The sequence below is a fragment of the Streptomyces sp. NPDC047061 genome (genome assembly GCF_040643955.1).
In the GTDB taxonomy this organism is placed as follows: Bacteria; Actinomycetota; Actinomycetes; order Streptomycetales; family Streptomycetaceae; genus Streptomyces.
Window position 1 is genome coordinate 118,945 of the sequence record NZ_JBEYVI010000003.1, and the last position, 14,677, is coordinate 133,621.

General features: G+C 71.3%; 11 protein-coding genes. 8 read left to right on the forward strand and 3 right to left on the reverse strand.

Annotation, left to right across the window (positions count from 1 at the left end; translation table 11 throughout):
- The first annotated feature begins 38 nt into the window (after nucleotides 1-38).
- Nucleotides 39-1,385: a DivIVA domain-containing protein gene (locus tag ABZ887_RS06610; protein WP_361283606.1), complete on the forward strand. Its 1,347-nt coding sequence runs from the start codon at nucleotides 39-41 to the stop codon at nucleotides 1,383-1,385.
- A gap of 332 nt (nucleotides 1,386-1,717) precedes the next feature.
- Here the strand turns inward: ABZ887_RS06610 and ileS are convergent, their stop codons facing one another.
- Nucleotides 1,718-4,894: an isoleucine--tRNA ligase gene (gene ileS / locus ABZ887_RS06615; protein ID WP_361283609.1), complete on the reverse strand. Its 3,177-nt coding sequence runs from the start codon at nucleotides 4,892-4,894 to the stop codon at nucleotides 1,718-1,720.
- Between the two features lie 536 nt (nucleotides 4,895-5,430).
- Between ileS and ABZ887_RS06620 the strand changes: the two genes are divergently transcribed.
- From ABZ887_RS06620 to ABZ887_RS06645, 6 genes are all read left to right on the forward strand, one after another.
- Nucleotides 5,431-6,333 carry a TraR/DksA family transcriptional regulator gene (locus ABZ887_RS06620; protein WP_361283612.1) on the forward strand — a complete coding sequence of 301 codons (903 nt, stop codon included), beginning with the start codon at nucleotides 5,431-5,433 and terminating at the stop codon, nucleotides 6,331-6,333.
- A gap of 67 nt (nucleotides 6,334-6,400) precedes the next feature.
- The gene (lspA, locus tag ABZ887_RS06625) at nucleotides 6,401-7,015 is read left to right on the forward strand and encodes a signal peptidase II (RefSeq protein ID WP_361283615.1); all 615 of its coding nucleotides are present in this window, start codon (nucleotides 6,401-6,403) and stop codon (nucleotides 7,013-7,015) included.
- 86 nt (nucleotides 7,016-7,101) lie between these two features.
- Nucleotides 7,102-8,046, forward strand: coding sequence for an RluA family pseudouridine synthase (locus tag ABZ887_RS06630; protein WP_361283618.1), 945 nt, complete (start codon nucleotides 7,102-7,104; stop codon nucleotides 8,044-8,046).
- On the forward strand, nucleotides 8,043-8,513 hold the full coding sequence (locus tag ABZ887_RS06635; protein ID WP_361283621.1) for a GNAT family N-acetyltransferase: 471 nt from the start codon (nucleotides 8,043-8,045) through the stop codon (nucleotides 8,511-8,513). The genes ABZ887_RS06630 and ABZ887_RS06635 overlap by 4 nt, the downstream gene beginning before the upstream one ends.
- A gap of 61 nt (nucleotides 8,514-8,574) precedes the next feature.
- Nucleotides 8,575-10,161, forward strand: coding sequence for a Na+/H+ antiporter (locus ABZ887_RS06640; protein WP_361283624.1), 1,587 nt, complete (start codon nucleotides 8,575-8,577; stop codon nucleotides 10,159-10,161).
- 168 nt (nucleotides 10,162-10,329) lie between these two features.
- On the forward strand, nucleotides 10,330-11,070 hold the full coding sequence (locus ABZ887_RS06645; protein ID WP_361283627.1) for an SDR family oxidoreductase: 741 nt from the start codon (nucleotides 10,330-10,332) through the stop codon (nucleotides 11,068-11,070).
- Between the two features lie 9 nt (nucleotides 11,071-11,079).
- On the opposite strand, the gene ABZ887_RS06650 is transcribed toward ABZ887_RS06645, so the two are convergent.
- On the reverse strand, nucleotides 11,080-12,210 hold the full coding sequence (locus ABZ887_RS06650) for a mechanosensitive ion channel domain-containing protein (RefSeq protein WP_361284591.1): 1,131 nt from the start codon (nucleotides 12,208-12,210) through the stop codon (nucleotides 11,080-11,082).
- A gap of 138 nt (nucleotides 12,211-12,348) precedes the next feature.
- Between ABZ887_RS06650 and ABZ887_RS06655 the strand changes: the two genes are divergently transcribed.
- The gene (locus tag ABZ887_RS06655; protein WP_361283630.1) at nucleotides 12,349-12,918 is read left to right on the forward strand and encodes a dienelactone hydrolase family protein; all 570 of its coding nucleotides are present in this window, start codon (nucleotides 12,349-12,351) and stop codon (nucleotides 12,916-12,918) included.
- A gap of 7 nt (nucleotides 12,919-12,925) precedes the next feature.
- On the opposite strand, the gene ABZ887_RS06660 is transcribed toward ABZ887_RS06655, so the two are convergent.
- Nucleotides 12,926-14,596: an alkaline phosphatase D family protein gene (locus tag ABZ887_RS06660; RefSeq protein ID WP_361283633.1), complete on the reverse strand. Its 1,671-nt coding sequence runs from the start codon at nucleotides 14,594-14,596 to the stop codon at nucleotides 12,926-12,928.
- Nucleotides 14,597-14,677 lie beyond the last annotated feature (81 nt).

Sequence of the window (14,677 nt, forward strand, 5' to 3'; positions counted from 1 at the left end):
GTCTTGCCGAACGCCGACGACTACGTTGAGGTGAAGAGATGCCGTTGACCCCCGAGGACGTGCGGAACAAGCAGTTCACGACCGTCCGCCTCCGAGAAGGCTATGACGAGGACGAGGTCGATGCCTTCCTCGATGAGGTCGAAGCCGAACTGACGCGCCTGCTCCGCGAGAACGAGGACCTGCGCGCCAAACTGGCCGCGGCCACGCGCGCTGCTGCCCAGAACCAGCAGAACATGCGCAAGCCTCCGGAGCCGCAGGACCAGCAGGGCGGTATGCCTCAGGGTGGTATGCCTCAGCAGGGTGGTATGCCGCAGGGTATGCCGCAGCAGGGTGGTATGCCGCAGGGTATGCCGCAGCAGGGTGGTATGCCGCAGGGTATGCCTCAGCAGGGTGGTATGCCGCAGGGTATGCCGCAGCAGGGCATGCGAGGCCCCGGCGCTCCGGTGCCCGCCGGCATATCGGGCCCGCCGCAGCAGCAGATGGGTGGCCCCATGGGTGGTCCCCCGCAGCTGCCGAGCGGCGCCCCGCAGCTGCCGGCCGGTCCCAGTGGCCAGGGCGGTCCGCAGGGTCCCGGTCCGATGGGCCAGGGCCCGATGGGTCCCGGTCCGATGGGCCAGGGCATGGGGCAGGGCCCCGGTCCGATGGGCCAGGGCATGGGGCAGGGTCCCGGCCCGATGGGTCAGGGCATGGCCCCGATGGGCGGCCAGCCGCCCATGCCGCAGCAGATGGGTGGTCCGATGGGCGGCCCCATGGGCGGTCCGATGGGCGGCCCCGGTCAGGGCCCCGGTGGCGACAGCGCCGCCCGTGTCCTCTCGCTGGCCCAGCAGACCGCCGACCAGGCGATCGCCGAGGCCCGCTCCGAGGCCAACAAGATCGTCGGCGAGGCCCGCAGCCGCGCCGAGGGTCTGGAGCGTGACGCCCGTGCCAAGGCCGACGCGCTGGAGCGGGACGCGCAGGAGAAGCACCGCGTCGCCATGGGCTCCTTGGAGTCCGCGCGCGCCACGCTGGAGCGCAAGGTCGAGGACCTGCGCGGCTTCGAGCGCGAGTACCGCACGCGTCTGAAGTCGTACCTGGAGTCGCAGCTGCGTCAGCTGGAGACCCAGGCCGACGACTCCCTGGCGCCGCCGCGCACCCCGGCCGCGGCCTCCCTCCCGCCGTCCCCGGCGCCTTCCATGGCCCCGGCCGGCGCGAGTGTCCCGTCCTACGGCGGCAACCCGGCGATGGGCGGCGCCCCGTCCCCCGCTGCCCCGTCCTACGGCGGCCAGCAGCAGATGACGCCGGCGATGACCCAGCCGATGGCTCCGGTACGCCCGCAGGGCCCGTCCCCGATGGGCCAGGCGCCGTCCCCGATGCGTGGCTTCCTCATCGACGAGGACGACAACTGACGGCCGCCATGTAGTACGGCGTAGTCGTAGGCAGGCGTTCAAAAGGGCGGGCCCCGGATTCCGATCCGGGGCCCGCCCTTTTTACGCGGGTTGCGCAAGCCACTCCAGGGGGGCGCGGGGCTGTGTCCCTATGCGGCTGCCGCCGCGTGGGCGCACGGCTCGGTGCGCCGACCTGCAGCTGGGAGAAGGGGCTCGCACATCAGGGGCGCGGGGCTGTGTCCCCTATGCGGCTACCGCCGCGTGGGCGCACGGCACCTGCCCCGACCCGTACGTACCGGAAAGGGCCCGATCCCCACCACGGAGACCGGGCCCTTCTCGAACAGCGTCGGCGCTTACGCCTTGCGCAGGCGGAACGTCAGCGACAGCCCTTCGTCGGTGAAGGGATCGCCGTAACCGTCATCCCCCTCGCCTTGAGAGAAGTCGGTTGCCAGAACCTCGTCGGCGATCAAAGGAGCGTGCTCCGCCAGCGCCGCGATCACCGCCGGGTCGGTCGACACCCACCTGAGCGCGATCCGGTCGGCCACGTCCAGCCCGCTGTTCTTGCGCGCCTCCTGGATCAGCCGGATCGCGTCCCGGGCCAGGCCCGCCTGCCGCAGCTCCTCGGTGATCTCCAGGTCCAGCGCGACGGTCGCACCGGAGTCCGACGCCACCGACCAGCCCTCACGAGGCGTCTCCGTGATGATCACCTCGTCCGGCGCCAGCGTGACCGTCTCGCCGTCGACCTCCACGGACGCCGTGCCCTCACGCAGCGCCAGCGACAGTGCCGCCGCGTCCGCCGCGGCCACCGCCTTGGCCACGTCCTGCACCCGCTTGCCGAACCGCTTGCCCAGCGCCCGGAAGTTGGCCTTCGCGGTCGTGTCGACCAGGGAGCCGCCCACCTCGGAGAGGGACGCCAGCGAGGAGACGTTCAGCTCGTCGGTGATCTGCCCGTGCAGCTCCGGGGCGAGCGCGTCGAAGCCCACCGCCGCGACCAGCGCCCGGGACAGCGGCTGCCGCGTCTTGACGCCCGACTCCGCGCGCGTGGCCCGGCCCAGCTCCACGAGCCGTCGTACCAGGACCATCTGCTTCGACAGCTCAGGGTCGATGGCGCCCAGGTCGGCCTCCGGCCAGGCCGCCAGGTGCACCGACTCCGGCGCGCCGGGGGTCACCGGCGCCACCAGGTCCTGCCACACCCGCTCGGTGATGAACGGGGTCAGCGGGGCCATCAGCTTGGTGACCGTCTCCACGACCTCGTGCAGCGTGCGCAGCGCGGCCTTGTCGCCCTGCCAGAAGCGGCGCCGCGAGCGGCGGACGTACCAGTTGGACAGGTCGTCGACGAACGCCGACAGCAGCTTGCCGGCGCGCTGGGTGTCGTACGCCTCCAGCGCCTGCGTCACCTGGTCGGTGAGCGCGTGCAGTTCGGAGAGCAGCCAGCGGTCCAGGACCGGGCGGTCGGCCGGGGCCGGATCGGCCGCGGACGGCGCCCAGTTCGACGTACGGGCGTACAGCGCCTGGAAGGCGACCGTGTTCCAGTACGTCAGCAGCGTCTTGCGGACGACCTCCTGGATGGTGCCGTGGCCCACCCGGCGGGCCGCCCACGGCGAACCCCCGGCCGCCATGAACCAGCGCACCGCGTCCGCCCCGTGCCGGTCCATCAGCGGGATCGGCTCCAGGGTGTTGCCCAGGTGCTTGGACATCTTGCGGCCGTCCTCGGCGAGGATGTGACCGAGGCAGACCACGTTCTCGTACGACGACTTGTCGAAGACCAGCGTGCCGACGGCCATCAGGGTGTAGAACCACCCTCGCGTCTGGTCGATCGCCTCGGAGATGAACTGCGCCGGGTAGCGGCTCTCGAACAGCTCCTTGTTCTTGTGCGGGTAGCCCCACTGCGCGAACGGCATCGAACCCGAGTCGTACCAGGCGTCGATGACCTCCGGCACGCGCGTGGCCGTCAGTCCGCAGCCCTCGGCGGGGCAGGCGAAGGTGACGTCGTCGATGAACGGGCGGTGCGGGTCCAGGTCCGACTGGTCGGTGCCGGTGAGCTCGGTGAGCTCCGCGCGGGAGCCGGCCACGGTGAGGTGGTCGTCCTCGCAGCGCCAGATCGGCAGCGGGGTGCCCCAGTAGCGGTTGCGGGACAGCGCCCAGTCGATGTTGTTGTTCAGCCAGTCGCCGTACCGGCCGTGCTTGACCGTGTCCGGGAACCAGTTGGTGTTCTCGTTCTCCGCGAGGAGGCGGTCCTTGATCGCCGTCGTGCGGATGTACCAGGACGGCTGCGCGTAGTAGAGCAGCGCGGTGTGGCAGCGCCAGCAGTGCGGGTAGCTGTGTTCGTACGGAAGGTGCCTGAAGAGGAGGCCGCGCTGCTTGAGGTCCTCGGTGAGCCGTTCGTCGGCCTTCTTGAAGAAGACGCCGCCGACCAGCGGCACGTCCTCCTCGAAGGTGCCGTCCGGGCGGACCGGGTTCACCACCGGGAGGCCGTAGGCGCGGCAGACCTTGAGGTCGTCCTCACCGAAGGCGGGGGACTGGTGGACCAGACCCGTACCGTCCTCGGTCGTGACGTACTCCGCGTTCACGACGTAATGCGCCGGTTCCGGGCTGTGCCCATTGGTTCCCTCGCTGGCGCTCGGGAACTCCACGAGCTCGAACGGACGTTGATAGGTCCAGCGCTCCATTTCGGCGCCGGTGAAGGACTGGCCCGTGGTCTCCCAGCCTTCGCCGAGCGCCTTGGCGACGAGCGGCTCGGCGACGACGAGCTTCTCCTCACCGTCGGTCGCGACGACGTAGGTGACCTCGGGGTGCGCGGCGACCGCCGTGTTGGACACCAGGGTCCACGGGGTGGTCGTCCACACCAGGAGCGCGGCCTGGCCGGCGAGCGGACCGGAGGTGAGCGGGAAACGGACGTACACGGAGGGGTCGACGACCGTCTCGTAGCCCTGCGCCAGCTCGTGGTCGGACAGGCCGGTGCCGCAGCGCGGGCACCAGGGGGCGACGCGGTGGTCCTGGACCAGCAGACCCTTGTCGAAGATCGTCTTCAGCGACCACCAGACCGACTCGATGTACTCGGGGTCCATCGTGCGGTAGGCGTCGTCCAGGTCGGTCCAGTACCCCATGCGGGTCGTCAGCGCCTCGAAGGCGTCGGTGTGGCGGGTCACCGACTCGCGGCACTTGGCGTTGAACTCGGCGATGCCGTACTTCTCGATGTCCGGCTTGCCGCTGAAGCCCAGCTCCTTCTCGACCGCGAGCTCCACGGGCAGGCCGTGGCAGTCCCAGCCGGCCTTGCGGGCCACGTGGTAGCCGCGCATGGTGCGGAAGCGGGGGAAGACGTCCTTGAAGACGCGCGCCTCGATGTGGTGGGCGCCGGGCATGCCGTTGGCGGTGGGCGGGCCCTCGTAGAACACCCATTCGGGGCGGCCCTCGGACTGCTCCAGGGTCTTGGCGAAGATCTTCTGCTCGCGCCAGAAGTCGAGCACGGCGTGCTCGAGGGCGGGCAGGTCGACCTGTGCGGGCACCTGGCGGTACGTCGGCGCTGTCATCTGCGAGCTTCCTCCAACGGACTTGCTGCCTTCCGTCGGAGGGACGAGAGCCTTGCCTTGCGTACGCCGTGTGCGGCGCGCTCCCGCGGTACCACCCTCCTTGGCCCCCCGGTCGCCGTACGCGCCGGTGAGCCCCCTCATTGGGGTCGCGAAGCCGGTTCTACTCGCCCCCGCCTGACGGCTGAGGCTTTCCTCCGGCGGCTCCGGGGTGATCTTCACGTCGCGCTCGCCCCCGGGCTTCCACCGTCCCCGGGTCGCTCTGGGCTGCGTACGCCGCTACTCGTCCCCATCCACGCTTCTCGCTCCGCCCAGTGTACGGCGCCGCGCGGACAGCGGCCGCCCCGTTTTCCCGGTGCCGGTCCCGGCGCCGGCGGCGCCCGGCGGACGTCCGGCCGGGATGACCCGAATGGCGAGGTACGTGTGTTCGCATCCTGGGATGTCCGGCTCGGCGGATTACCGCGCGGGGAGCTGGGCACAACGCATGCATACCTGCTGCGTGGGGGGTCCGGGGCAGGCGGATCGGGCGGCGTGCCCCGTTGCCGCGGGACTCGAGTCGATTTATCGTCCCAGCACGATTCGCGTGCAAGATCACAATATGTGAAGGGGCCGCGGCCATGGTGGCGAAGAATCCCGCTGGGGGCGGCGGAAAACAGAGCACGCGCGCGACAGAGGCGGCTCCTTCCAAGAGAACGCCGGGTGAGAAGGGTTCCGTCGAGAACTCCGCCGTGAAGAAGGCACCGGTGGGCAGGACGGGCGTGAAGAAGGCCGCCGCGAAGAAGGCCGACGGGGTGAAGGCGGCCGGGAAGGCGGCCGCGGTGGTGAAGGACACCGCGGAACAGCCGGAGAAGAGCGCGTCCAGGGCCGCGGCGACGAAGACCGCGGCGGAGAAGGGCACGGCCAAGAAGAGCACGGCCAAGAAAGCGGGCGCGGCGCGGGCCGCGAAGCAGACGGGAGCCACGACGGTGGTTGCGAAGAAGACTCCTGGCACGGCCGCGGCGGCGGAGAGCGCCGTCCCCAAGGCGCGGGTCGCCACGGCGGCTCCGGGCGAACTCGCGGTACGTCCCGGCGAGGACCCGTGGACGCCGCAGGAGGTCGAGGAGGCGCGCACCGAGCTGACGACCGAGGCGACACGGCTGCGGGCCGAGATCGAGGCGTCCGACAGCGCCCTGGCCGGGCTGATGCGGGACTCCGGCGACGGCGCCGGTGACGACCAGGCCGACACCGGCACCAAGAACATCACCCGCGAGCACGAACTGGCACTGGCCGCCAACGCGCGCGAGATGCTCGAACAGACCGAGCGGGCCCTGCAGAAGCTGGACGCGGGCACCTACGGACTCTGCGAGAACTGCGGGAACCCCATCGGGAAGGCCAGGATGCAGGCCTTCCCGAGGGCCACCCTGTGCGTGGAATGCAAGCAGAAGCAGGAACGCCGCTACTGAGCATCGGGGTCCCCTGGGGCGTGCCGTAGTCTCGTCCCGAGGCAGGCACCTAGGTTGAGGGACTCACGTGGCAGAGGCGGAACGCATCATCGGTACGCCGGGTACCCCGGGCGACGACGGCGAGCGGACGGCGGAGCCCGGCGCGTCGGACGCGTCCGGTGCGGATCAGCAGTCCACCGCCGACCGGCGGCCCGGCCGCGCGCGCCGCATCGCCGTGCTGTTCGCGGTCGCCGCCTTCGCGTACGCCCTCGACCTGGTCAGCAAGATGATCGTGGTCGCGAAGCTGGAGCACCACGCGCCGATCGAGGTCGTCGGCGACTGGCTGGAGTTCCACGCGATCCGCAACCCGGGCGCGGCCTTCGGCTTCGGCGGTGCCTTCACGATCATCTTCACGGTGATCGCGGCGGCCGTGATCGTCGTGATCTTCCGGCTGGCACGCAAGCTGTACAGCTTCCCCTGGGCCGTCGCCCTCGGCCTGCTGCTCGGCGGCGCGCTCGGCAACCTCACCGACCGGATCTTCCGCTCGCCGGGGATCTTTGAGGGCCAGGTCGTCGACTTCATCGCGCCCAAGGGCTTCGCGGTGTTCAACCTGGCCGACTCGGCGATCGTCTGCGGCGGCATCCTGATCGTGCTGCTCTCCTTCCGCGGCCTGGACCCGGACGGGACCGTCCACAAGGACTGACCGGGGTCCACCAGGACTGCCGGGGTCCGCAGGGCCTGCAGGGGCTTGCGTACGGGGCTGTCGGCGCGGTCCGGCATACTCGACGGGTGAGCACGATTCCCGAGATCCGTACCCTGCCCGTGCCCGACGGCCTGGAGGGCGAGCGCGTCGACGCCGCCATCTCCCGCATGTTCGGCTTCTCCCGCACCAAGGCGGCCGAGCTTGCCGCGGCGGGCAAGGTCCAGGTGGACGGCTCGGTGGTCGGCAAGTCCGAGCGGGTGCACGGCGGGGCCTGGCTGGAGGTCGAGATGCCGGGCGCGCCCGCGCCCGTGCAGATCGTCGCGGAGCCCGTCGAGGGCATGGAGATCGTGCACGACGACGATGACGTGGTCGTGATCGTCAAGCCGGTCGGCGTCGCCGCGCACCCCAGCCCCGGCTGGACCGGCCCGACCGTGATCGGCGGTCTCGCCGCCGCCGGCTACCGGATCTCCACCTCCGGTGCCGCGGAGCGCCAGGGCATCGTGCACCGCCTCGACGTCGGCACCTCGGGCCTGATGGTGGTCGCCAAGTCGGAGCGGGCGTACACGTCGCTGAAGCGCCAGTTCAAGGAGCGCACGGTCGACAAGCGCTACCACACGCTCGTGCAGGGCCACCCCGACCCGACCAGCGGCACCATCGACGCCCCCATCGGCCGCCACCCCCAGCACGACTACAAGTGGGCGGTCACGGCTGACGGCAAGCCCTCCGTGACCCATTACGACCTCATCGAGGCGTTCCGCGCGGCCTCCCTGCTCGACGTGAAGCTGGAGACCGGCCGCACCCACCAGATCCGCGTCCACATGGCCGCCCACCGCCACCCCTGCGTCGGCGACCTGACCTACGGCGCCGACCCGACGCTCGCCAAGCGGCTGCGCCTCACCCGCCAGTGGCTGCACGCGGTCCGGCTCGGTTTCGAGCACCCCGGGGACGGCGAGTGGGTCGAGTTCGCGAGCGAGTACCCGGCCGACCTGGAGAAGGCGCTCGACCAGGTCCGCGAGGAGACGTACGGATGAGCACGCGCGCGTACGCGGTGCGGGTCGCCGAGGACCCCGCCGACCTGGAGGCGTGCTTCGCGGTGCGCAAGCAGGTCTTCGTGGTCGAGCAGGGCGTCCCCGAGGACCTGGAGTACGACGCGTACGACCCCGTGGCCGTGCATGTCCTGGCGATCCGCGAGGACGGCGTACCGCTCGGCACCGGCCGCCTGCTGTACGGCGAGCAGGCCGCGGCGAAGACCGACGGCGACCTGTCCCTCGGCTCGCTGGGCCGGCTCGCGGTCTCCCAGGAGGCCCGCGGCCTCGGCATCGGCGTCGCCCTGGTCCGCGCCATCGAGGAGGCCGCACGCGCGCGTGGCCTGGCCGCCGTGGACCTGCACGCGCAGACCCACGCGCTGGGCTTCTACGAGCGGCTGGGCTACGAGCCGTACGGCCCGGAGTACGAGGAGGCGGGCATCCCGCACCGGGGGATGCGGCGCGCGCTCTGACCGGGGTCGCATGGCACGCTTGAGGCCTGCTGTGTGATCGTCGACTCCCGGAGCGCTGGCCGTGGATCAGTTGGCCCTGTTGTTCGTGCTGCTGCTCGGGGCCCTGGTGAGCGTTCCGGTGGGGGACCGGTTCGGGCTGCCGGCGCCCGTGCTGATGACACTGTTCGGGATCGTCCTCGCGGTCGCCGACTTCGTGCCGAACGTGAACATCCCGCCCGAGCTGATCCTGCCCGGCCTGCTGCCGCCGCTGCTCTACGCCGCCGTACGCCGGACCTCCTGGCGGCAGTTCGCGGCCAACAAGCGGCCGATCTTCCTGCTCGCGGTGGCCCTGGTCTTCGTCACGACGGTGTGCGTGGCCGTCGTCGCCAACGCGATCGTGCCCGGACTGTCGATCGCCGCCGCGGTCGCGCTGGGCGCGCTGGTCGCCCCGCCCGACCCGGTCGCGGCGACCGCCGTCGCCGGACAGCTCGGGCTGCCGCGCCGGCTGGTGTCGATCCTGGAGGGCGAGGGCCTCTTCAACGACGTCACGGCCATCGTTCTCTACCACGTGGCCATCGCCGCCGTGGTCAGCGGCACGTTCTCGCCGTGGCGGGCCGGGCTGGACTTCCTGCTGTCCGCCGTGGTCGCGGTCGTCGTGGGGCTGGTGCTCGGCTGGGGCGCGAACAAGCTGATGGACATCCTCGGCGACGCGACCCTGCAGATCGGCCTGACCCTGATCGTCCCGTACGCCTCCTACGTCATCGCCGAGGAACTGCACGGCTCCGGGGTGCTCGCCGTGCTCACCACCGCGCTGTTCATCGCCGAGTACGCCACCGACGCCGACGACGTGATGACCCGGCTCGCCGGCTACACCTTCTGGGACATCGTCGACACGCTCGTCACCGGCGTCGCCTTCGGGCTGATCGGCCTGGAGCTGCACAACGCGATCCGCACGGCGTCCGGCCGCTGGGGCGAACTGCTCGGCTGGGCGGCCGCGATCGTGGGCGTGGTGGTCGTGGTACGGCTGGTGTGGCTGCTGCCCGCCACCTGGCTGACCAAGCGGCTGCACGCCCGGCGGGACTACGACGAGGAGATCCCGACCAGCTGGCGGGAGACCATCGTGATGTGGTGGTCCGGGATGCGCGGGGTGGCGTCGGTGGCGCTGGCCCTGGCCATCCCCCTGAGGACGGACGACGGGTCGGCGTTCCCGGACCGGGACGAGATCGTCTTCATCGCCTTCGGCGTGATCATGGCCACGCTGGTGCTCCAGGGGCTGACCCTGCCGTGGCTCGTGAAGCGGCTGGGGGTACGGGCCGACACCGACCGCGAGAAGGAGATCGAGAAGGAGCTGGCGGTACGGGCGGCGAAGGCGGCACGGCGGCGCCTGAAGGAGATCGAGCAGGTCGAGGAGTTGCCGGAGGACGTGACGGAGCAGATGCTGCGGCGGGCCTTCGAGATCGGGTTCCGGATCAGTCCCGACGTGGTGGAGGACGAGCGGCGGGAGGGCCACGAGAAGCGGATGCGGCGGCTGAAGCGGTTGCGGCGGATCCAGCAGGAGATGCTCAGCGCGGCGCGGCACGAGGTGCTGGCGGCGCGGAGCGAGCCGGGGGCGGATCCGGAGATCGTGGACCGGGTGCTGCGGCATCTGGACGTCCGTAGCCTTCGCTGATTCTGCCCACCCGCGCGCCGCCCGATCGGTTGCTCGAAGGGCGGGCGTCTCCCGTGGGGGCTGAGCACCGTCGGCGGCCGGTGGGTGCGTGTAGCGGCGGTCATACAAACATGTGGCGGCTGTGGACAGTCGCAGGCGCCGTGGGCAGCTCGCTCGTAGTCTCGGATCATGGCTCGGAACATTGTGATCAGTGGTGGAGGGACCGGGATCGGGCTCGCGGCGGCGCGGGTGTTCGCCGGGGACGGGGATCGGGTGCTGCTGCTCGGGCGGCGCAGAGAGGTGCTGGAGAAGGCGGGGGTGCCGGGGGCGGAGGTGTACGCCGCCGATCTGGCCGAACCGGAGCAGGTGCGCGGAGTCGCGCGGTTCGTCGCCGAGGAGTTCGGGACCGTCGATGTCCTCGTCCACAGCGCCGGAGGGAACGCGGCACGCGCGCCCGGCGCGGACGCCGGTGATCCGCTCGATGCAGCCGCGCGCGTCTGGACCGGCAACTTCCTGCAGAACACGCTGACCTCGGTCCTGCTCACGGAGGCGCTGAAGGACCGGCTCGCCGACCCCGGCGGGCGGGTGCTGTTCATCGGCTCCCTCGCCGCGTTCCGGGGCTCGGGGAGCGGGTCGTACGGCGCCTCCAAGGCCGCCCTGCATCCCTACGCCCACGACCTGGCGCGCCAGTTGGGGCCGCGTGGGGTCACCGTGAACGTCGTGGCGCCGGGGTACATCGAGGACACCGACTTCTTCGGCGGACCGGTGGAGGAGGCGCGGCGGGAGCAGCTCGTCGCCGAGACGTCGACCGGGCGGGCCGGCACCCCCGGCGACGTCGCCGCCACCCTGCACTGGCTGGCCTCCCCGGCCGCCGGGCACATCACCTCGCAGATCATCCAGGTCAACGGCGGCGCCGAGCGCGGCCACTGAGACGAGGCGTCAGCCGCGGCCGGTGCGGGGCGGTTCGTGCAGCCGCCGGTTGGCCGCGGCCGCCGCCCCGTCCTGGGCCCCGTCCTGGGAGGGGATGATCCCGCCGGGTGGCAGGACCGCGTCGGCCGTGTTGACCCGGGGCAGGGCGTACGGGTGCTCCGCGTTCAGCCAGGTGATCATCTGCTCGCGGACGGCCACCCGGACCTTCCAGACGTCGTCGGCGTCCTTGGCGGTGACCAGCGCGCGTACCTGGATGGTGTTCGGTGTGCTGTCGGTGACCACCAGGCCGTGGTCCCGTCCGTCCCAGGCCTGGCACTCCCGCAGGATGTCCCGGAGCTTCTCGCGCATCGGCCCGATCGGCGCCGAGTGGTCGAGGTGCCAGAAGACGGTCCCGGTCATCTGCGGGGTGCCCCGCGACCAGTTCTCGAAGGGTTTGGAGGTGAAGTACGACACCGGCATGGTGATCCGGCGCTCGTCCCAGGTCCGCACCGTCAGAAAGGTCAGGGTGATCTCTTCCACCGTGCCCCACTCGCCGTCGACCACGACCGTGTCACCCAGGCGCACCATGTCGCCGAAGGCGATCTGCAGACCGGCGAACATGTTCGCCAGCGTGGACTGGGCGGCCACACCGGCGACGATGCCGAGGATCCCGGCGGAGGCCAGCAGCGAGGCGCCGGCCGCGCGCATCGCCGGGAAGGTCAGCAGCATCGCGGCCACGGCCATCACGCCGACGATCGCTGTCACCACCCGCATGATCAGCGACACCTGGGTGCGCACCCGGCGGACCCGGGCCGCGTCGTGGTGGGCGCGGGCATAGCGGTCGTAGGTGGACTCCACGACGGCCGCCGTGATCCGCACCACCAGCCAGGCGGTCGACCCGATCAGCACCAGGGTCAGGACCTGGCCGACGGCGACCCGGTGCTCCCGGATCAGCTGGGTCTGGTCGTAGGACCCTCTGAGCAGGGCCGCGCACAGCACCAGCTGGTAGGGGACGCGGCCGCGGCGCAGCAGGCCCCACAGGGGCGTCTCGGTGTGCCGTGCGTCGGCCTTGCGCAGCAGCAGGTCGGTCGCCCAGCCGATCAGCAGGGTGAGGACGACGGCGCCGCCGACCACGATCAGCGGGCGGAGTACGTTCTCCATCTCCATGGAACCGAACGTAACCGGATCCGCGGGGTCCTGAACATGCCGTCCGGTGACAAGGGCGTCACGGTCGTGGCCGGGACCGCCGGTGCGCAGGCTGCGGCGGGCGTTGTCGGTGGTGGCTGGCACCATGGGCGCATGAACATCATGCTCTTTCACTCGACCTATGGCCTCAGGCCCGCGGTGCGCGAGGCCGCCGAGCGGCTGCGTGCCGCCGGGCACGAGGTGTGGACGCCGGACCTGTTCGAGGGCCGCACGTTCGGCACGGTCGAGGAGGGCATGGAGTTCAACGAGTCGATCGGCAAGGACGAGCTGCTGAAGCGGGCCGTGCTGGCGGCGGCGCCGTACTCGGAGCGCGGGCTGGTGTACGCGGGGTTCTCGCTGGGCGCCTCGATCGCACAGACGCTGGCGCTGGGCGACGAGCGGGCGCGGGGCCTGCTGCTTCTGCACGGCACCTCGGACATCGCTCCGAACGCCTCGGTGGACGGGCTGCCGGTGCAGCTGCACGTGGCCGAGCCGGACGCCTTCGAGACGGACGACTGGCTGAGCGCCTGGTATCTGCAGATGGGCCGGGTCGGCGCCGATGTGGAGATCTACCGGTACGCGGGGGCCGGTCACCTCTACACCGACCCCGGTCTGCCGGACTACGACGAGGAGGCCGCCGAGGCCACCTGGCGGGTGGCGCTCGGCTTCCTCGACACGCTGTAGGTGACGGTTACACCGGGTCGTAGGTGCGCTCGACCTTCTGGGTGCCGCTGCGGGTGCGGTACGACCGCTCCCAGGACGAGGTCGCGTCGGCCTTCGTCTTGTCGGAGAGGACGTAGTAGTCCATCTGCGCCCGGGCCGCGGTGATGTCCAGGATGCCGTAGCCGTGCCGGTCGGTGTCGACCCAGTGCACATGGCGGTTGGCCAGCTGGATGACCGGCGCGGCGAGCGCGGAGACGACGCCCGGGGAGACCTTGAGGATGTCGTCCAGGTTGTCGGAGGTCACCGAGGTGACCACGAACTCCGTGGCCGCGGAGGCGGAGAGCGGGTAGGTGCCGGCGTCCACCGGTACGTCGTTGGCCCAGGCCATGTGGATGTCGCCGGTCAGGAACACCGTGTTGCCGATCGCGTTGGAGCGCAGGTGGGCCAGCAGCTCGCGGCGGTCGTCGGTGTAGCCGTCCCACTGGTCGGTGTTGAGGGCGAGGCCGTCCTGCGGCAGCCCGAGCAGCTTGGCGAGCGGCTTGAACAGGTCGGCGGAGAGCGAGCCGATGGCGAACGGCGAGATCATCACCGAGTTGCCGACCAGCCGCCAGGTGGTGTCGGAGGCCTTCAGCCCGGCCTTCAGCCAGTCGAGCTGGGCCCGGCCGGTGATGGTGCGGTCCGGGTCGTCGACCGAGCCGCTGCCCGTGGACACCTGCTGGGAGCGGAAGGAGCGCAGGTCCAGCAGGGAGAGGTCGGCGAGCTTGCCGAAGCGCAGCCGGCGGTAGGTGGTGCCGGCGATGGCCGGACGGACCGGCATCCACTCGAAGTAGGCCTGCTTGGCGGCGGCCTGACGGGCCGTCCAGGTGCCTTCGGTGCCCTCGGTGTGGTTCTCGGCACCGCCGGACCACGAGTCGTTGGCGAACTCGTGGTCGTCCCAGATCGCGACGACCGGCGCCTTGGCGTGCAGGGCCTGCAGGTCGGTGTCGGTCTTGTACTTGCCGTGCCGTATGCGGTAGTCCGCGAGGGTGATGATCTCGTGGGTGGGCGCGTGCTGGCGGACGACGGTGTCGCGGGTGCCGTACTCGCCGGTGCCGTACTCGTAGATGTAGTCGCCCAGGTGCAGCCAGGCGTCCAGGTCGTTTCGGGCGGCCAGGTGACGGTAGGACGCGAAGTAGCCGGCCTCCCAGTTGGCACAGGACACCACGCCGAAGCGCAGGCCCGCGACGGTGGCGTCCGCCGCCGGCGCGGTGCGGGTACGCGCCACCGGGGAGTCCGTGGAGCCGGCCGAGAAGCGGAACCAGTAGTCGGTGGCCGGGGCCAGGCCGCGGATGTCGGCCTTGACGGTGTGGTCGGAGGCGGCGGTCGCGGTCGTGGAGCCGCGGGAGACGACGTTCGTCAGCGCCTTGTCGGTGGCGACGACCCAGCTGACCTCGGTGTCCGGGCCGACACCGGAACCGGGTGTCGCATCGGTGGTCGGCGTCACCCGGGTCCACAGCAGGATGCCGTCGGGCAGCGGGTCGCCGGAGGCGACGCCGTGCAGGAAGGCGGGTGCGTCCGAGGCGGCCCGGGCCGGCAGGGCGGCGGCGAGCGGGGCGGCCAGGACAGCGGTCGCCGCCGCGGCCTTGACGACCGTACGGCGGCGCGGGGAGAGGGAGTTCGCACCCTCGGAGGCCTGAGTTGATCGGTATCGACTGGTCACGTCCGATGAGGTTACTGACCAGTATGGACAAGAGCAGGCGAACAAAGAAAAGTTCGCCTGCTCTTCACGCGGAGGTGGTCC

What these genes read in the sequence shown, in the direction of transcription:
- ABZ887_RS06610 (WP_361283606.1), top strand. Translation starts at nt 39, where the DNA reads ATGCCGTTGACCCCCGAGGACGTGCGGAACAAGCAGTTCACGACCGTC.
- ileS (WP_361283609.1), bottom strand. Translation starts at nt 4,894, where the DNA reads ATGACAGCGCCGACGTACCGCCAGGTGCCCGCACAGGTCGACCTGCCC.
- ABZ887_RS06635 (WP_361283621.1), top strand. Translation starts at nt 8,043, where the DNA reads ATGAGCACGCGCGCGTACGCGGTGCGGGTCGCCGAGGACCCCGCCGAC.
- ABZ887_RS06645 (WP_361283627.1), top strand. Translation starts at nt 10,330, where the DNA reads ATGGCTCGGAACATTGTGATCAGTGGTGGAGGGACCGGGATCGGGCTC.
- ABZ887_RS06650 (WP_361284591.1), bottom strand. Translation starts at nt 12,210, where the DNA reads ATGGAGAACGTACTCCGCCCGCTGATCGTGGTCGGCGGCGCCGTCGTC.
- ABZ887_RS06655 (WP_361283630.1), top strand. Translation starts at nt 12,349, where the DNA reads ATGAACATCATGCTCTTTCACTCGACCTATGGCCTCAGGCCCGCGGTG.